This is a genomic window from Mycobacterium sp., from assembly GCF_035314665.1.
Lineage (GTDB): Bacteria > Actinomycetota > Actinomycetes > Mycobacteriales > Mycobacteriaceae > Mycobacterium.
In genome coordinates, this window is record NZ_DATFZD010000362.1 from 1 (window position 1) to 16,628 (window position 16,628).

The 16,628-nt window shown below is 65.2% G+C and carries 19 protein-coding genes and 1 pseudogene; 10 read left to right on the forward strand and 10 right to left on the reverse strand.

The genetic code is table 11. From position 1 onward, the window contains the following. Positions 1-194, forward strand: a 194-nt coding sequence (locus tag VKI00_RS25000) for a hypothetical protein (protein ID WP_324443183.1), incomplete at its 5' end; no start/stop codon positions are given. Positions 195-199: 5 nt separating this feature from the next. Here the strand turns inward: VKI00_RS25000 and VKI00_RS25005 are convergent. Both VKI00_RS25005 and VKI00_RS25010 read right to left on the reverse strand, forming a co-directional pair. Next, on the reverse strand, positions 200-892 hold the full coding sequence (locus VKI00_RS25005) for an SDR family oxidoreductase (RefSeq protein ID WP_324443184.1): 693 nt from the start codon (positions 890-892) through the stop codon (positions 200-202). Positions 893-1,198: 306 nt separating this feature from the next. Then, positions 1,199-1,900 (reverse strand): hypothetical protein, encoded by a 702-nt coding sequence (locus tag VKI00_RS25010; protein ID WP_324443185.1) that lies wholly within the window; start codon positions 1,898-1,900, stop codon positions 1,199-1,201. 405 nt (positions 1,901-2,305) lie between these two features. Here VKI00_RS25010 and VKI00_RS25015 point away from each other — a divergent pair, with 405 nt between their 5' ends. After that, complete coding sequence (locus VKI00_RS25015) at positions 2,306-3,127, forward strand: SDR family NAD(P)-dependent oxidoreductase (RefSeq protein ID WP_324443186.1); 822 nt, start codon at positions 2,306-2,308, stop codon at positions 3,125-3,127. Between the two features lie 66 nt (positions 3,128-3,193). Continuing rightward, complete coding sequence (locus tag VKI00_RS25020) at positions 3,194-4,195, forward strand: iron-containing redox enzyme family protein (RefSeq protein WP_324443187.1); 1,002 nt, start codon at positions 3,194-3,196, stop codon at positions 4,193-4,195. Here VKI00_RS25020 and VKI00_RS25025 read toward each other — a convergent pair. From VKI00_RS25025 to VKI00_RS25045, 5 genes and pseudogenes are all read right to left on the reverse strand, one after another. Continuing rightward, a complete protein-coding gene (locus VKI00_RS25025; protein WP_324443188.1) occupies positions 4,181-4,390 on the reverse strand; it encodes a CDGSH iron-sulfur domain-containing protein in 210 nt (69 codons plus the stop codon). The two genes, VKI00_RS25020 and VKI00_RS25025, sit on opposite strands and share 15 nt — an antisense overlap. Further along, a complete protein-coding gene (locus VKI00_RS25030; RefSeq protein WP_414687285.1) occupies positions 4,387-5,079 on the reverse strand; it encodes a HemK2/MTQ2 family protein methyltransferase in 693 nt (230 codons plus the stop codon). Before VKI00_RS25030 ends, VKI00_RS25025 begins: the two co-directional genes overlap by 4 nt. Before the next feature lie 98 nt (positions 5,080-5,177). After that, positions 5,178-5,735 carry a type 1 glutamine amidotransferase domain-containing protein gene (locus tag VKI00_RS25035; protein WP_324443189.1) on the reverse strand — a complete coding sequence of 186 codons (558 nt, stop codon included), beginning with the start codon at positions 5,733-5,735 and terminating at the stop codon, positions 5,178-5,180. A 12-nt stretch (positions 5,736-5,747) separates the two neighbouring features. Next, positions 5,748-6,752: pseudogene (locus tag VKI00_RS25040) on the reverse strand (LLM class F420-dependent oxidoreductase). Positions 6,753-6,797: 45 nt separating this feature from the next. After that, positions 6,798-7,262, reverse strand: coding sequence for a GatB/YqeY domain-containing protein (locus VKI00_RS25045; protein WP_324443190.1), 465 nt, complete (start codon positions 7,260-7,262; stop codon positions 6,798-6,800). A 175-nt stretch (positions 7,263-7,437) separates the two neighbouring features. Between VKI00_RS25045 and VKI00_RS25050 the strand changes: the two genes are divergently transcribed. Genes VKI00_RS25050 through VKI00_RS25070 form a run of 5 tightly spaced genes read left to right on the forward strand, consistent with a single transcriptional unit; the run spans position 7,438 to position 12,783 of the window. Next, positions 7,438-8,685, forward strand: coding sequence for a hypothetical protein (locus VKI00_RS25050; RefSeq protein WP_414687286.1), 1,248 nt, complete (start codon positions 7,438-7,440; stop codon positions 8,683-8,685). A 12-nt stretch (positions 8,686-8,697) separates the two neighbouring features. Further along, complete coding sequence (locus tag VKI00_RS25055) at positions 8,698-9,351, forward strand: DUF4129 domain-containing protein (protein ID WP_324443192.1); 654 nt, start codon at positions 8,698-8,700, stop codon at positions 9,349-9,351. Beyond that, a complete protein-coding gene (locus VKI00_RS25060; protein WP_324443193.1) occupies positions 9,333-10,481 on the forward strand; it encodes a DUF4350 domain-containing protein in 1,149 nt (382 codons plus the stop codon). Before VKI00_RS25055 ends, VKI00_RS25060 begins: the two co-directional genes overlap by 19 nt. Next, the gene (locus tag VKI00_RS25065) at positions 10,478-11,461 is read left to right on the forward strand and encodes a MoxR family ATPase (protein ID WP_324443194.1); all 984 of its coding nucleotides are present in this window, start codon (positions 10,478-10,480) and stop codon (positions 11,459-11,461) included. The genes VKI00_RS25060 and VKI00_RS25065 overlap by 4 nt, the downstream gene beginning before the upstream one ends. Beyond that, positions 11,461-12,783, forward strand: coding sequence for a DUF58 domain-containing protein (locus VKI00_RS25070; RefSeq protein ID WP_324443195.1), 1,323 nt, complete (start codon positions 11,461-11,463; stop codon positions 12,781-12,783). The genes VKI00_RS25065 and VKI00_RS25070 overlap by 1 nt, the downstream gene beginning before the upstream one ends. 1 nt (position 12,784) lies before the next feature. On the opposite strand, the gene VKI00_RS25075 is transcribed toward VKI00_RS25070, so the two are convergent. After that, positions 12,785-13,777: a stage II sporulation protein M gene (locus tag VKI00_RS25075; protein ID WP_324443196.1), complete on the reverse strand. Its 993-nt coding sequence runs from the start codon at positions 13,775-13,777 to the stop codon at positions 12,785-12,787. 86 nt (positions 13,778-13,863) lie between these two features. On the opposite strand from VKI00_RS25075, the gene VKI00_RS25080 reads away from it, so the two are divergent. After that, positions 13,864-14,688: an RDD family protein gene (locus VKI00_RS25080; protein ID WP_324443197.1), complete on the forward strand. Its 825-nt coding sequence runs from the start codon at positions 13,864-13,866 to the stop codon at positions 14,686-14,688. Here the strand turns inward: VKI00_RS25080 and VKI00_RS25085 are convergent, their stop codons facing one another. After that, positions 14,689-15,093 (reverse strand): hypothetical protein, encoded by a 405-nt coding sequence (locus VKI00_RS25085; RefSeq protein WP_324443198.1) that lies wholly within the window; start codon positions 15,091-15,093, stop codon positions 14,689-14,691. A gap of 148 nt (positions 15,094-15,241) precedes the next feature. On the opposite strand from VKI00_RS25085, the gene VKI00_RS25090 reads away from it, so the two are divergent. After that, the gene (locus VKI00_RS25090) at positions 15,242-15,997 is read left to right on the forward strand and encodes a PadR family transcriptional regulator (protein ID WP_324443199.1); all 756 of its coding nucleotides are present in this window, start codon (positions 15,242-15,244) and stop codon (positions 15,995-15,997) included. A 49-nt stretch (positions 15,998-16,046) separates the two neighbouring features. On the opposite strand, the gene VKI00_RS25095 is transcribed toward VKI00_RS25090, so the two are convergent. After that, a partial coding sequence (locus VKI00_RS25095) for an FGGY-family carbohydrate kinase (RefSeq protein WP_324443200.1) occupies positions 16,047-16,628 on the reverse strand: 582 nt, incomplete at its 5' end.

The following is a 16,628-nucleotide window of genomic DNA, read 5'->3' on the forward strand; positions in this document are numbered from 1 at the left end:
CACGACTCCACAACCGCCAACGCAGCCAACGGGCTGGCCTGGCGATATGGATCGCCGCAAACGCGCCCAACTTCCCAAACGTGCAGGTGGCGTCGTTCGGGACGAAGGGGCCGTGGGTTCGAATCCCGCCACCCCGACCGCGTTGTAGCACCGGAAAAGCCAAACACGTCGCCGTTACTGGCGACGTCTGGTGACCTGCCTACGGGATGACCAAGCTATTCGTCGCCAGCGGCGTCCCGAAGTACTCGGCGTGGGGATCGACGATTACGGTCTTGGCTTCGCCTTGCCGGACCAGGGCCTCGCTGGCCAACTGCTCGAACGAGATCTTCTCCGGCCCTCCGATGTTCTCGATGCCGCCCAGTGGACTGCCCTCTGCCACCCGGGCGACCTCGTCTGCGAGCTCCTTTGCGGCGATAGGCTGGATCAGCGCGTCCGGTACACGCACCTCGTCACCAACCGTCAGCGACGCCGTGATTGCGTCGGCGAACTCGGCAAACTGGGTGGCGCGCACGATCGAATACGGAACCGTCCCGTCTTCGATGAGCTTCTCCTGGGCGACCTTGGCTCGCAGGTAGCCACTCTTCGGCAGCTCGTCGCAACCGACGATCGACACCGCGACGTAGTGTCCAACGCCCGCGGACTTCGCGGCTGCAAGCAAATTGGTGGTCGACTTCGTGAAGAACTCCATCACCGGATCGTCGTCGAATGACGGCGAATTGGACACGTCGACAACCACATCGGCACCGGTCAGCACATCGGCGAGGCGTTCGCCGGTAAGCGCGTTGACGCCGGTGCGAGGCGACGCCGCGACCGCGTCTTGGCCATCGTGCTTCAGCTTTTGGACCACCTGTGAGCCCAGGATGCCCGAGCCGCCGATCACCACGATCTTCATGATTCGTCCCTCAGGAGAATGTTGGGGCCACATCAATCGGGAGTTTAGTCCGGGCGAAAAGGCTCGATCGCTGGGTAGATCCCATCACGGCGGCTGCCTCAGCGTCGAACTAGGACACTGTCATTGAGCCCGGGCAGCCCGGTGGCGCCCGCGTCGACGATGTCGTTCTCGACGTCGACGCGGGCATCGGGCACCGACTGTGCGATATTGCGCTCGTTGAGCCGTTCTCCGTCGGTAGATTCTGGCGCACTCGCACCGCAACGACATCAAGCCGGACGACCGACGCGCCGGCTTGCAGCGGGCCGGCTACGTCAAGCCGGGCGGGAGCATGCTGTAGAAGTCCGGGAGCCAGTCGTCCGGGGGGAAATAGTTGGCGATGTTGAAAATCTCAGAGGGAAACTGCGAGTTGGTCAACGTGTCATAAATCAGAGTGGGAGTCGACGAGCCCGCGTATTCGATCCAGTCCCCCGAGTCAGTCGGAGTCGAGTACAGGTAGTTCGTGAACTCGCCGGGGTCGGTGGTTATCGTGACGTGGTCACCATCCCCGAGGAACACGCTGAGATTCTGCAAGTCATACGTCGTTGCGCCGTCCACGGTTTTCGCACCGGGGCCGAGCACGACGTCATACACCGTCGCCCCGGCTAGCCCGTCGGAGTCGATGCCGCTGGGATTGTCCGCGGCCGGAGTGAAGTCGCCGAAGTGGTAAGTCACATCGTCGAGCTGCTGGGTTGAGAGATCCAACTCCGAGACGTCGTAGCTACCGGAGACATCACCAGCAAAAGAGGAGCCAGCCACGTCAACGTTGGTCGGCTGGTTGTCCGTCCACTCCTCGAAATACGGCCGGAATCCCTGATAGAGGACATCGGTTGGGCTACCGCCCGACACTAGAGTGCATTCGCCGAGATTGCACGGGTCGGCGTGGGCCAAGGGTGTCTGCAACAATGCGGCGGCCACAAGGCCACCGGCAGCCGCACCCACTGCCAACAAAAGACGACGTTGTTCCAACATAATGGCCCCCTCATAGCTATTGCAATCACGCCCAACAGGTTGGGAATTTCCGAAAATTACACCGACAGCGGTGTTGGAGTCCCGGAAAACATAAAACGGTTACAGTAATTTTCAAGGCCGTCAACCCTGCGGTCAGCCGCCTGCTGGTGGTGTGCGAGGTCGTCATACTTTTGGTATGCGAGGTCGTCATACTTTTAGTCGACGAATTGCACAGTTGTCGCGGTTACCGGAAACTTTGTACTGTGCTTCGTCGCGCGCGAAGGGTTGGTGGTGGGCGCCTTGATTTCGGACGTGTCGCTCTTCAATTTCGAAATGCACGAGCTCGGGCAGCTCAGAGATCGGCCAACATCCGCCGCTTCCTCCTGATCCACTGCGTAACTGTCAAAAACACTGGATGATCGCCGGGTGAGAGTCATTGTCACGGGCGGCAATAGCGGCGTCGGCAAGGCGACCGCCGCGGCACTCGCCGCCACTGGTCACAGCGTCATGATCGCCTGTCGCACCATTCCGAAAGCCGAGCAAGCCGCCGCCGCCATGGCCGGCGACGTCGAGATAGCCCACCTCGATCTCGCCGATTTAGCTAGCGTGCGCAAGTTCGCCGATTCGGTGGACGGCATCGACGTGCTGATCAACAATGCCGGCGTCCTGGGTCTGCCGCTGACGCGCACAGCGGACGGGTTCGAGGCGCAGATGGGCACCAACTACCTCGGCCATTTCGCGTTGACGTGTCTGCTCGGCGACAGGATCAAGGACCGGGTGATCTCGGTGTCCAGCTCGGCCTACGCGCTGAGCCGCCTGCACATCGACGACTTGAACTGGCACAACCGCAAGTACTCGAAGTGGGCAGCCTACGGGGAATCCAAGCTGGCCGTCATGCTGTTCAGCTGCGAGTTGGCACGCCGCGGAGTGCGGACGTACATGACCGATCCGGGCGCGACGGACACGGACATCAGCCGGGACACCACCGGTGTGCTGCCGTGGATACGGGAACACACCTATCGCCGGTTTCCCGCGCACAGCGCCGCGACGGGGGCGCGGTCCACCATTCAGGCGGTGACCACGGACCTGCCCAGCGGCAGCTATCTCGCGCCCCGCTTCAGCCAGTGGGGCAAGCCGAAGGCGACCAAGCTGCGCAAGAAGGCTCGGGACGCCGTGATGGCAGCTCAGTTGTGGGAATTGTCCGTCGAGCTGACCGGCTGCGACTGGCAGAACAGCGACGAGGGCTAGGCTGCCGGCGCGCGTTTGACAGGTGTGGATTCACGGGTAAACCGCTGCGTGACCCACACACGAGCGATGGTGGAACCCCGATTGCCCGCTGCAAACGGGCCGCTGTCGATGGCTGTGCGGCGCAGTCTCACCGAGCCGGCGCCGCGCGATCAGCTGACGCGTATCGGCGCCTCGGTGCGCGACTCCGATCCCTACGGCCTCGACCTACAGCTGGCCCTCTACATGTGCTACGAACTGCACTACCGGGGATTCGCCGGCGTCGACCCCACCTGGGAATGGAATCCGGGCCTACTGCATCTGCGCGGTCAATTGGAGCGGGTTTTTCTGGCCGGAGTGCACCGCGACGTTGGCGGCATCGAACCCGACCAGACCGCTGAGGCCGAAATGGATTCCCTCTCAGTCGAATCCGCCGGCGGAACCGGCCCTTCGTATTGGCTGCGCGACAGCGGAACGTGGGAGCAGATGCGCGAATACTTCGTGCACCGATCGTTGTACCACCTCAAAGAGGGCGATCCGCACGCCTGGGCTATTCCACGGCTCTCCGGGCAGGCCAAGGCGTCGTTCGTCGCAATCGAATTCGACGAATACGGAGCCGGGCGCGGCCCGCACCTCCACCAGCAGCTGTTCGCCGACTTGTTGACCGCCGCGGGCCTGGATTCAGGCTACCTCGCTTACCTCGACATGGTCCCCGCCGAATCGCTGACGGTGGTGAACTTGATGTCGCTGTTCGGCTTGCACAGGCAGTTACGCGGAGCCGCTATTGGGCATTTCGCAGCGACGGAGATCACTTCGCCGCCGGGATCGCGCCGGTTGGTCGAAGCGCTGCAACGCTTGGCTGCGCCGCAGGAATGTGTTGCCTTCTACAGCGAGCACGTCGAGGCCGACGCGGTGCACGAGCAAGTGGTACGCGTCGACGTGGTGGGCGATCTCGTCGCCCGAGAACCGCAGCTGGATCGCGATGTGGTGTTCGGTATCCGCGCGCACGCCGCTGTCGAAGATCGCCTGGCCGACGCGATCATGGCGTCATGGAAGGCCGAGAAGACGTCGCTACGACTACCGCTGGTCTGACCGAATCCGCGCAGGGCGGCAACGTCGATGGCTGGTGTCACACAGCGGATAGTTCTTGCTGCGTCGACAGGTGCAGATAGCCACCATGAATCGGTCGGACTCCACAACGTCGCCGCCTGGCGTCTCGATGCGCACCGGTCCGGACACCAACACCGGGCCGTTTGGAATCACCTGGACACGCACGCGCTCGGTCATGGCTTGTCCGCCCGAATCACCACCAGTTCTTCTGTCCGGCAGCCCTTTTGAATCCGGCCGGTGACTTCTAGCCAACCGGCACGTGCCGACAGTACTGGCCCGAACGGAACCAATTGGGAAGCAATGACTTCGGCATCCAAGCCAGTTGCCCGTAACGCACTGACCGACTTTTCAACATCGGACAACGTCGATTGCACCAACAGCAAGGAGCCGCCGTCGGACAGCAAGCTAGATGCCGACCCGCAGAACGGATCCAGCACCGACCGCCCGTCGACGCCGGCGTTCCAGGCCCAAACCGGCCCGGCCGTCATCGGGATCACCTCTGTGTCGCCGTCCGGTGGGGTGGGCACATAGGGCGGATTGGACACGATGACATCAAACGGGGCGAAATCCAGAGCGCCAGAATACGATCCCTCGCGCACATCGACGTCGACACCCGCGTGGACGGCATTGCCCCGCGAGCACCGCACCGCCTGTGGGCAGATATCGAGAGCAGTCACGCTGGCTGCACCAAATTCCGCCGCGGCGATTGCGACGACACCACTGCCCGTACAGAGGTCCAATATCCGCCGCCCCCGAGCCAGCTCGGTCTTTTCCAGCGTATCGATCAGAAGTTGCGAATCATGTTGCGGCGGGTAAACACCGTCGAAGTCAAACGAATCAAATGGTGCGGGGTAAGCAATGGTCACATCGGCCCTCCGAGGTCATGATCGCCGCGACGGTTACGGCTTGAGCTAACTCATGCCCACAATCCACGGCCTCGAAACCGGATTCGACAGCAAAGTAGCTAGGTACGCGCCGGCGCGTGGGCGAGTTGGTCGACAATTGCAGCGCAGAACGCCGGCAGGTCGGACGGTGATCGGCTGGTCACCAAATTCCCGTCGACGACAACCTCCTCGTCGACGATTTTGCCGCCGGCGTTGCGTATATCGGTGCGAATACTCGGATACGAAGTGAGCTTTCGGCCCGCTACCACGCCGGCTTCCACCAGCGTCCAGGGTCCGTGACAGATGGCAGCGACCGGCTTGCCCGAGTTGAGGAACGCGCCCACGAATGCGACCGCCGATTCATCCAGGCGCAGCTTGTCTGGATTCACCGTGCCCCCAGGCAGAATCAGTGCATCGAACTCGTCGACCGACGCATCCGAAACCGCCCGATCGACGACGAATGATCCGGCCGGTTCCAGATCGTGGTTGCGGGCTTGAATCTCACCGGTTTTCAGCGAGAGCAGCTGAACTTGTGCGCCTTCCCCGGTCAGCGCAGCGCGTGGCCGCTCAAGTTCGACCTTCTCCACACCATCGGCAGCCAGGATTGCTATTTTCTTGTCCTGCAATGAGTTTGACATCCAGATTCTCCTCTATGTCTTGTTAATCCCCGCAGTGGCTGCCGTTCGCAGGGCGGACAGCAATGGCTCAGCGGCCTCCTTGAGGAAGACATCTTGCGTGTCACCGCCGATTTGCAGCAGCGCGACGTCGGTGAAGCCTGCCTCCCAGTACGGACGCACCATGTCGACGATCGCGTCCAGGTCCGGACCGCAAGGAATGCTCTCCGCGACATCTTCCGGGCGGACGAACTGCGTCGCCCCAGCGAAACCGGCGGGCGTCGGCAGGTCGGCATTCACTTTCCAACCACCGCCGAACCAGCGAAACTGGTCGTGGGCGCGTTCGATCGCGGCGTCGCGATCGCGGTCCCAGCAGATCGGTATCTGCCCGATTACCCGGCCTCCGCCGGCGATGCCGGTACCCTGCAGCGCCGAATGCCAGGCACGGACGAGTGCTGCGTCGGGTTGGACCGCGACCAAGTGGTCGGCCAGGGTGGTGAATTTCTCGATGGCCTTCGACCCGCCCATCGCTACCGCAAGGCCGACCGGAACGTCCGGCAAGTCCCACAACCGCGCCGAGTCCACCTGGTAGTAGTCGCCACGCCAGTCGACCAGGCCACCGCCGAACAGCGCGCGGATGATCTGGATAGCTTCCCGCAGCATGTCCTGCCGTTGCGTAATGGCCGGCCAGCCTTTGCCGACCACATGCTCGTTGAGGTTCTCGCCGCTGCCGAGTCCCAGCGTGAACCGGCCGTCAGCGAGGATCTGCACGGTCGCCGCCTGCTGCGCGACGATCACCGGGTGGTAGCGCATGGTCGGGCAGGTCACATAGGTCTAGAGGTCTACCCGGTCGGTTGCTTGTGCTACCGCTCCGAGCAACGCCCAGGCGTTGGGCGCATGACCTTGCGATGCCAGCCACGGCGAAAAGTGGTCACTGCAGACCTCGAAGTCGAAACCTAGGTGTTCAGCCGAGACCGCATAGTGGACAAGATCTTTCGGGCCGTTCTGTTCCGTCATCAGGGTATAGCCAAACCGTGTCATGCCACATTGGGTACCCCTGCATTGCCGGAGCAAACGACTCTTAGGTTAAAGGCGGTCCTTGACGGCAGCGGACAGACGCGCCCCGTCGGCCTTGCCCGCCGCCAGCGCGGTGGCGGCCTTCATCACTAGGCCCATCTGCTTCATGCCCGGCCGCTCGCCCAACTGCTCAGCGACCTGCGCCATGGCGGTGTCGACGACCTCAGCCAGCTCGGCTTCGCTGAGCGGGGTCGGCAGATAGTCGTCAATGACCCGGGCCTCGGCGTGTTCGTTGGCCGCGAGCTCGCCGCGACCGTTCTGGGTGTAGATCTCCGCGGCCTCGTTGCGCTTCCTGGACTCCTTGGCCAGCACCTTGAGCACCTCGTCGTCGGAGAGTTCGCGCGCCTCTTTGCCGGAGACCTCCTCCGTCTGAATCGCGGCCAGCAACATGCGCAACGTCGCGGTACGCAACTTGTCCTGCGCCTTCATCGCATCGGTCAGATCTGCCCGCAGCCGGGACTTGAGTTCCGCCATAGTCAGAGACGCTACTAGCCGCACCACTGTCGGGCAGTGACACCGCGCGCATCGCGGGACGTTGAGAAATGATCCGGTGCTCGACAGTATGGAGCCATGACCCGCGCCGACGACGATGCAGCGCGAAGCGATGCGCAGGGGCGGCGCTCATGACCAACGTCGGCGGCTCTACCAGGTGAGTGCTCCGCCGCCCGATTACCCGGACTACCCGGACTACCCGGAATACCCCCCGCTCGGTTACCGTCCCCTCGCATACCCACCGCCGGGCCATCCGTCATGGGGCCCTCCGCCCGGCTACGGCCCGCCCCCCAGCTATCCGCCACCAGGTGGCGGCTCCTCTCCGCCGTGGGGCTACCCGCCGCCTGGCTACCCGGGTCCGCCACCGAGCTATCCACCCGCTCCCGGTTATGCCTGGTCGTCCGGCTATGGCAGTCCGCCGCCGCGCGGTTTTGGAACACTCACGCCGGGGATAATCCCGCTGCGGCCGTTGAGCCTCAGTGACATCTTCAATGGCGCAGCCGCCTACATTCGGACCAACGTCAAGGTCGTCTTGGGGCTGACCGCGATCATCGTGGTCAGCATGCAGATCATCACGTTGATCGCCGCCGCCGGACCCCTGGCTGCGGCGAGTCGCCTCAGAACGGCCCCGGCCGACGAACTCAGCGGCGGTGACGTCACCGCCTGGCTGCTCTCGACAGGGCTCGCCGGCCTGGTCGGCTGGCTGGCCGACATCTTGCTCAGCGGAATGCTCACGGTCGTCGTGGGCCGGGCGGTGTTCGGCTCAACAATCGGTGCCGGCGAAACATGGGCCAGGATTCGTGGGCGGCTGCCAGCATTGATCGGGCTGGTCGCCGTGGAGTCAGTTGGGCTGATAATGCTGAGCGGCCTGGTGGGGCTGATCATCGCGGCGGTCGGTGCCGCCGGCAACTCAGGCGCGGGTGTTCTCGTCGGTTTGCCCCTGGTGCTGATGTCGGTGGCGGCGGTGGTCTACTTCTACACGGTCCTGTCGTTCGCGCCGGTGCTGATAGTACTGGAGCGGCTGCCGGTGTTCGATGCGATCATGCGATCAATTACGTTGGTCCGCAACAGTTTTTGGCGAGTGCTGGGCATTCGGACCTTGACCTGGGTGGTGGTGGCTTTGGTCGCCGGTGCCGTCGCGGCCCCGTTCAACTTCGTCGGTCACTTGCTGGTCGGACCCGGCGGTCCGTTGCTGATCGGCGCGATCGTGGGGGCGGTCGGATCGGCGATCGGCCGGATCATCACCGCTCCATTCAGTGCCGGCGTCGATGTCTTGCTCTACACCGACCGGCGGATCCGTTCCGAGGCATTCGATCTGGTCTTGCAGACCGGCGCCGCCGGTGGTCCCGCGCGCATGCAGCCGGCGACCTCCACCGACTATCTCTGGCTGACGCGGCCGGTATAAGGACGAGCGAGTATGCCCGCCATCGACGTCGACCGCGATACCGCACACCAGGCCGCCCAGCGTGAACTCGACAAACCGATCTACCCCAAGGGCTCGCTGACCCAACGGCTGCAGGAATGGATCCATGAGTTGCTCTTCCGCCTTCTCGAAAAAGGCTCGTCCGTGCCGGGCGGATGGTTCACCATCAGCGTGCTGATCACCTTGCTGATTGTGGCGATAGTGATCGCCATCCGCATCGCCCGGCGTACCATCCGTACTCGTCACGGTGCCGACTACCAGCTATTCGATACCGGTCAGCTCAGCGCCGACCAGCATCGAGCTATTGCGGAACACCTTGCGGCCGAAGGTAATTGGACCACAGCCATTCGACATAGGCTGCGTGCCGTGGCCCGCGGCCTCGAGGAGACCCGAATAGTGGACCCAGCACCCGGCCGCACCGCCAACGAGCTGGCCCACGATGCCGGCGCACATCTGCCTCACCTGGCATCCGAATTATCCCAAGCGGCAACCGCCTTCAACGACGTCACCTACGGCGAACGACCGGGTACACCGGCCGGCTATCAGATGATCGTCGACCTCGATGACCACCTGCGATTGCGGTCCGCCGTCGGCCGACCCGGGCCGGATCAGCCCGCCACCGTTGACTTATGGGCGCCGGTTCGGTGACCGTCACCGACGAGGTTATCCCGGTGCGCCGACGGCGGTCATGGCGCTGGGTGCTACTCGCGTTGGCCGCCATCTGCGTCGTCGCCGCGATCGGCACTTACCTGACCGCACCGCGTCCAGGCGGGCGGATGGACCCGGCCTCGACCGGACCCGGCGGCGCCCACGCGTTGGTCACGCTGTTGCGAGACCGCGGTGTCACCGTTGTGGTTGCCACCAGCGTCGCCGAGGCCGAAAACGCCGCGCGCCCAGGAACACTGCTGCTTTTCGCCCAGACACAGCGCGTCGCCAGCGATTCGCTGCTTCACCGGCTGGCCGCTATTCGGAGCGATCGCCTACTGGTGGAGCCGACCTCGCGAGCCCGTGCCGCCCTGGCCCCCGGCATCCGCCACGGCGGCGACACCGAGCCCGACACCAAGCCGGATTGCGGGCTGCGCGAAGCGGACCGGGCAGGATCGGTGGATTTCGGGCCATCCAATGCCTATAGCGCTGTCGGTGGCCGGGCGGTTACCAGCTGCTATGGCGGAGCACTGGTCCGCTACCGAGACGGCGACCGGACTGTGACAGTGGTCGGCAGTGCCGACTTCATGACCAACAAGGGCCTGCTGAACGCCGGTAACGCCGCGCTGGCGTTGAACCTCGCCGGCCAGCAACCCCGGCTGGTCTGGTACGCACCGCAGCGGGTCGAAGGCGAATCGTCGGGTTCGACAACCATTTTCGGTCTGATCCCCGACAACGTCATCTGGGTGGTCCTGCAGCTGTGGCTGGTAGTGCTGCTGATCGCACTGTGGAAAGGCCGTCGAATCGGTCCGCTGGTCGCCGAGGAACTCCCCGTTGTCGTACGTGCGTCGGAGACGGTCGAGGGTCGCGGTCGGCTATACCGGTCACGGCGCGCCCGCGATCGCGCCGCACTTGCACTACGCGCCGCCACACTGCAGCGACTGCTGTCCCGGCTCGGGCTGGGTGCCGACACATCGGCGTCGGCGGTGGTGCTCGCCGTTGCGCAACGCAGCAGAACTCCTGAAGAGTCGGCGCGGCACATCTTGTTCGGTCCGCCGCCGGCTTCCGATGCCGATTTGATCCAGCTCGCCCGCGCACTCGACGACATCGAAAGGCAGGTCGCACAAGCATGACTCAACCGCGCCACACCTCCGCCCAACCGCCGGTGGCGGACTCGGCGCGTCATGCGTTACTGGCGTTGCGCAGCGAGATCGGCAAAGCCGTCGTCGGGCAGGACGCGGTGATCAGCGGGTTGGTGATCGCGCTGTTATGCCGCGGTCACGTCTTGCTCGAAGGTGTTCCAGGCGTGGCGAAGACGCTGCTAGTGCGATCGCTGGCCGCCGCACTCCAACTGGAATTCAAGCGGGTTCAGTTCACGCCGGACCTGATGCCCGGCGACGTCACCGGATCGCTGGTCTACGACGCCCGCACCGCCGCGTTCGTCTTTCGAAGCGGCCCCGTTTTCACCAATCTCATGCTGGCCGACGAAATCAACCGCACGCCACCGAAGACCCAAGCAGCCCTGCTGGAGGCGATGGAAGAGCGTCAGGTCAGCGTGGACGGCGAGCCGAGAGCGCTGCCCGACCCGTTTATCGTCGCCGCGACGCAAAACCCGATCGAATACGAAGGCACTTACCAGTTGCCGGAGGCGCAGTTGGACCGGTTTTTGCTGAAACTGAATGTGCCGATACCGCCACGCGATGCCGAAATTGCCATCCTCGGTCGCCACGCACACGGCTTTGATCCCCGCGACTTGTCGGCGATCCGACCCGTGGCCGGGCCGACCGAGCTGGCAGCGGGCCGCGACGCGGTGCACCGGGTACTTGTCGCCGACGAGTTGCTGGGCTACGTCGTCGACCTCGTCGGCGCGACCCGCCACTCGCCGGCGCTGCAACTGGGTGTCTCACCGCGCGGCGCCACCGCATTGCTGGCCACCGCGCGGTCGTGGGCGTGGCTGTCCGGACGCAACTACGTCACGCCCGACGACGTAAAGGCCATGGCCCGGCCGACACTGCGGCACCGGGTGATGCTTCGGCCGGAGGCGGAGCTGGAGGGTGCCACGCCCGACGGCGTGCTCGACGGCATTCTGGCCTCGGTCCCGGTGCCGCGCTAGTGATCCTGACCGGGCGCACCGGGCTGGTTGCACTCATCTGCGTTCTGCCCATTGCGCTATCACCATGGCCGGCAACATCTTTCGTTGTGCTGCTGGCGGCGGTGGTCATCGGGGTGATCGCCGATGTCGGTTTGGCGGCCAGCCCCACGCGCTTGCAGTACACCCGCATGCCCAACGGCTCGGTGCGACTCGGCGAAACGGTGCATACCGGTCTGCTGATCCACAACGCGGGCCGACGCCGGTTCCGCGGGCAGGTTCGCGACGCCTGGGCGCCGAGCGCGCGCGCCGAACCGGCTGCCCACGCCGTCGACATCGCCGCCGGTCAGGTGCAGCGCGTGGACAACCGCCTACGCCCCGTCCGCCGCGGTGATCAGCGCGCGGCGGTGGTGACCGCACGGTCTATCGGCCCACTCGGGATGGCGGGGCGGCAGCGCTCGCGTCCGGTGCCCGGCCAGGTCCGGGTGCTGCCGATGTTCTTGTCGCGCAAGCATCTGCCGTCGCGCCTGGCCAAACTCCGCGAGATCGACGGGCTGCTGCCGACCTTGATCCGGGGGCAGGGCACCGAGTTCGACTCGCTGCGAGAGTACGTCGTTGGTGACGATGTCCGATCAATCGACTGGCGGGCAACCGCACGTCGGGCCGACGTCGTGGTGCGGACCTGGCGTCCCGAACGTGACCGGCGGGTCGTCATCGTTCTCGACACCGGACGCACGGCTGCCGGCCGTGTTGGTGTCGATCCGACGGCCAGCGATCCCAGTGGTTGGCCCCGGCTCGATTGGTCGATGGATGCCGCTCTGCTGCTGGCGGCGCTGGCCTCGCGAGCCGGTGACCATGTCGACTTCCTGGCGCACGACCGGGTGACCCGGGGCGGTGTGTTCGGCGCGTCACGAACCGACCTGCTGGCACGTCTGGTCGATACGATGGCGCCGCTGCAGCCGGGGCTGGTCGAATCTGATTCCACTGCAATGGTTTCCGCCATTGTCCGGCGAACACGGCGCCGAGCGCTGGTCGTGCTGCTGACCGACCTTAACGCGAGCGCTCTCGACGAGGGCCTGCTGCCGGTACTGCCGCAACTCTCGGCCAAGCACCGGGTGATCATCGCCGCGGTTGCCGACCCGCGCGTCGAGCAACTGGCCGTCGGGCGCGCCGATGCGGCAGCGGTGTATGACGCCGCGGCGGCCGAGCATTCCCGAAACGACCGGCAAGCCATCGCCTCGCGGCTTCGGCGCGGCGGGGTCGATGTGATCGACGCGCCGCCCACCGAACTCGCGCCGGCACTGGCCGACCGTTACCTGGCGATGAAGGCCACCGGCCGGCTCTAATTCAGCCGGTTGGCACCACATCCGGTGCATCGGCGATATCGCCGGTTTCGCCAGCGCGAACCGCCCGTCGACCGAAATAGACGATGTAACCCAAAAACCCTGCTTCGGCGAGGATTCCGATGCCGATCCGCAGGAAGGTGGGTAGCGGCGACGGGGTGACCAACGCCTCGATTGCACCCGAGACGAGCAGCACCACAACCAATCCCACGGCGACCGCGACCACGGCACGGCCCTGCTCGGCGAGCACCTGTCCACGCGGGCGATGACCGGCCGCGATCACCGACCACCCCAGCCGCATTCCAGCGGCGGCCGCCAGGAAGACCGCGGTCAACTCCAGCAGGCCATGCGGAATCAGCAATCCCGCCATGACGTCGCCCCTCCCGGCCTGAAACATCAGACCGGCCACGACTCCGAGGTTGGCGGCGTTTGAAAACAACACAAACGGGATCGGCAGACCCAGCAGCACGGAGAATGCAATGCACTTAGCGGCCACCCAGGAATTGTTGACCCAGACGTGCAGCCCGAACGCGGCGGCGGAGTGCTGACTGTAGTACGAGGCGAAGTCGTGGTTGACCAATTCGTCGATCTCGCTTGGTGTTCCGATCGTGGATTGGACTTCCGGACTGCCGATCACCCACACCGCGATCACCGCCACGACCGCGAAGAACACTACTGCCGTCGCCAGCCACCACCGCCAGGCACGGTAGGCGACCACCGGAAATGACACCGTCCAGAACCGGGTGAATTCGCCAGACAGCGGGGCGTGGGCACCGGTGACCGCGGCACGGGCACGCGCCACCAGACTCGAAAGGCTGCCGACCAGGGCTGAATCTGACGAACCCGAGCGCAGCATCGACAAGTGCGTGGACACCCGCTGATAGAGCTCGACAAGTTCGTCGATCTCGGCGCCCGTCAACTGCCGGCGCCTTTTCACCAATCGTTCAAGGCGATCCCAGGTGTCGCGGTGAGCGAGCACGAACGCATCGACGTCCACCACTGCGAGCCTAGCGGCGATCGCAAACTCGGCGCGGCCGCGTGCAGCGGGTCGCCGCCGGAAGTTAGCCGGGTAGCGTCGGCAGTATGCCCGAGGTGGTGACCGGAGACGCGGTGGTGCTCGATGTGCCAATCGCGCAACTTCCGGTGCGGGCGGTCAGCGCACTGATCGACATCGCCGTCGTCGGCATCGGCTACCTGGTGGCACTGATGTTGTGGGCGGCGACGCTGACCCAGTTCGACAAGGCCGTGACCGCGGCGATCATGATCATCTTCACCGTGCTGGTGTTCGTCGGCTATCCCCTCGCCTTCGAAACCGCAACGCGGGGTCGCTCGATCGGCAAGATGGTGATGGGACTACGGGTCGTATCGGAAGACGGCGGCCCGGAACGGTTCCGCCAAGCGCTTTTTCGCGCACTGGCGTCGGTCGTTGAGATCTGGATGCTGTTGGGGAGCCCCGCGGTGATCTGCAGCATGCTCTCGCCGAAAGCCAAACGGATCGGCGACGTCTTCGCGGGTACGGTGGTGATCAGTGAACGCGGGCCGAAACTGGGGCCACCGCCGTTGATGCCGCCGGAGCTGGCCTGGTGGGCGTCGTCGCTGCAGCTGTCCGGGCTGGGCGCTGAGCAAGCCAACGTTGCACGCCAATTCCTGTCCCGTGCACCGCAACTCGATCCGGCCCTACGCGATCAGATGGCCTACCGGATCGCCGGCGAAGTTCTGAGTCGGGTCGCCCCTCCGCCGCCGCCCGGGACCCCGCCGCAACTCGCCCTTGCCGCCGTGCTGGCCGAACGCCACCGTCGGGAACTCGCGCGGTTGCGACCCTCCCCGACCGGGCCGATACCCGGCCCGCCGCCCGCGTCGCCAGCCTGGCCCCCGCCATCCACAGGCGGCTTTTCCCCGCCCCGCTAGCTACTGCGCGACCGCGACGGCAAGGATGCCGATGTCGGCGGCCAGCAGTGCCAACGCCACGACCGGGACCACCACGCCCCACCGTCGCTGCGCGGTGAAAAACGAAGCGATGACGGTCAGCGCCGCCACCACCGGGGGTCCGTAGAGCAGCACGTTAGGGCTGATCCAATTGGGCTCAGGGTGCGGGCATTGCTTGTCGCTGCAGGCGGCGGTGCTCATCACGGCGCCGAAGAAATACACCATGACAACCCCTGCGCCCAGCACCGTTAACAGCGCCAGTGCCCAGTTCATCCATAACCGCAGACGCTTGCTGCGATCGGTGTTGGCGGTCGAGGCGGGCTGCTTGTCGGGGGCTTTGTGATCACTACCCGCGTCGATCGTCACATCGCGGTTTTCCTCGTTCATCACTGGTGTCCTACCCCGCTGACGCGGGCCACAAACCCGCTGCAAACCTGGCGCGCCAAAATCAAACGTTGCATCACGATAGTATTCGATATATCGTGATTGTATCGGTAGCGCATCGGGCGCTACCGTTCCAGAAACGAGAACACATATGAACAACCCATTCCCCCATGTAGAGGGGCAATTCCCCGGGGGCCCCGGAGCACAGGGCTTCGGCTTCCACCCCCATGCCCGGCGTGCATTGCACGAGCAGCGCAGGCAGGCCCGTCGCGAGTTCCGCGACTACGTCCGCGGTCAGGATGCCGGCCACGACGGGCCGTTCGGTCCGGGTTTCGGCCCGGGCTTTGGTCCCGGCTTCGGCCGGGGTTTCGGGCCCGGCTTCGGCCGGGGTTTTGGCCCCGGCGGCTTCGGCCCCGGCGGCTTCGGCCCCGGCCCGCGCGGTAGACGGCGTGGCGGACATGGTCCGCGCGGCCGCCGTGGCGACGTGCGCGCCGCCATCCTGGTGCTGCTGACCGAGCGGCCGATGCACGGCTACGAGATGATCCAGGAGATCGCCGAGCGCAGCCAGGACCTGTGGCGCCCCAGCCCGGGCTCGGTCTACCCGACCCTGCAGCTGCTGGTTGACGAGGCACTGATTACCGCCACGGAATCCGAAGGCAGTAAAAAGCTCTTCGAGTTGACCGATGCCGGCAAGGCTGCCGCGGAGAAGGTCGAGACGCCGCCGTGGGACGAGATCGCCGACGGTGTCGACCCGGCCCATCTGAACCTGCGGGCGGCCGTCGGCCAACTGTTTGGCGCCGTCGCGCAATCCGCTCACGCCGCCAGTGCTGAGCAGCAGCAACGCATCATCGAGATCGTCAACAACGCTCGTCGCGAGATCTACACGATCCTCGGCCAAGACGACTGATAGCTCACCGAGGGCGGGGACTCCACGCGGAGTCCCCGCCTTAGGCGTGTCAGGACACGTCGACCCAATCCAGGGTGCGCTGGACGGCTTTGCGCCAACCCGCATATCCGCCCGTGCGCTCGTCGTCGCTCCAGCTTGGCGTCCACCGCTTGCCCTCCTGCCAATTAGCCCGCAGGTCGTTGGGGTCGGCCCAATAGCCGACTGCCAGGCCCGCGGCGTACGCCGCGCCCAACGCGGTGGTCTCCGCGATCACCGGCCGCACCACGTCGACGCCCAGTACGTCGGCTTGGATTTGCATGCACAGGTCGTTGGCGGTGATCCCGCCGTCGACCTTCAGCACTTCAAGGCGCACACCCGAATCGGCTTGCATCGCGTCGACGACGTCGCGGCTCTGATAGCAGATCGACTCCAACGTCGCGCGGGCCAAATGCGCGTTGGTGTTGTAACGCGACAGCCCCACGATCGCCCCGCGGGCATCGGAGCGCCAATACGGTGCAAATAACCCCGAAAACGCCGGCACGAAGTACACCCCACCGTTGTCGTCGACTTGGCGCGCTAATGCCTCGCTCTGCGCAGCTCCGCTGATGATGCCCAACTGGTCGCGCAGCCATTGCACCGCCGAGCCGGTCAC

What these genes read in the sequence shown, in the direction of transcription:
- VKI00_RS25045 (WP_324443190.1), bottom strand. Translation starts at nt 7,262, where the DNA reads ATGGCGGAACTCAAGTCCCGGCTGCGGGCAGATCTGACCGATGCGATG.
- VKI00_RS25010 (WP_324443185.1), bottom strand. Translation starts at nt 1,900, where the DNA reads ATGTTGGAACAACGTCGTCTTTTGTTGGCAGTGGGTGCGGCTGCCGGT.
- VKI00_RS25080 (WP_324443197.1), top strand. Translation starts at nt 13,864, where the DNA reads ATGCCCGAGGTGGTGACCGGAGACGCGGTGGTGCTCGATGTGCCAATC.
- VKI00_RS25035 (WP_324443189.1), bottom strand. Translation starts at nt 5,735, where the DNA reads ATGTCAAACTCATTGCAGGACAAGAAAATAGCAATCCTGGCTGCCGAT.
- VKI00_RS25090 (WP_324443199.1), top strand. Translation starts at nt 15,242, where the DNA reads ATGAACAACCCATTCCCCCATGTAGAGGGGCAATTCCCCGGGGGCCCC.
- VKI00_RS25025 (WP_324443188.1), bottom strand. Translation starts at nt 4,390, where the DNA reads ATGACCGAGCGCGTGCGTGTCCAGGTGATTCCAAACGGCCCGGTGTTG.
- VKI00_RS25065 (WP_324443194.1), top strand. Translation starts at nt 10,478, where the DNA reads ATGACTCAACCGCGCCACACCTCCGCCCAACCGCCGGTGGCGGACTCG.
- VKI00_RS25060 (WP_324443193.1), top strand. Translation starts at nt 9,333, where the DNA reads ATGGGCGCCGGTTCGGTGACCGTCACCGACGAGGTTATCCCGGTGCGC.
- VKI00_RS25005 (WP_324443184.1), bottom strand. Translation starts at nt 892, where the DNA reads ATGAAGATCGTGGTGATCGGCGGCTCGGGCATCCTGGGCTCACAGGTG.
- VKI00_RS25020 (WP_324443187.1), top strand. Translation starts at nt 3,194, where the DNA reads ATGGTGGAACCCCGATTGCCCGCTGCAAACGGGCCGCTGTCGATGGCT.
- VKI00_RS25055 (WP_324443192.1), top strand. Translation starts at nt 8,698, where the DNA reads ATGCCCGCCATCGACGTCGACCGCGATACCGCACACCAGGCCGCCCAG.
- VKI00_RS25085 (WP_324443198.1), bottom strand. Translation starts at nt 15,093, where the DNA reads ATGAACGAGGAAAACCGCGATGTGACGATCGACGCGGGTAGTGATCAC.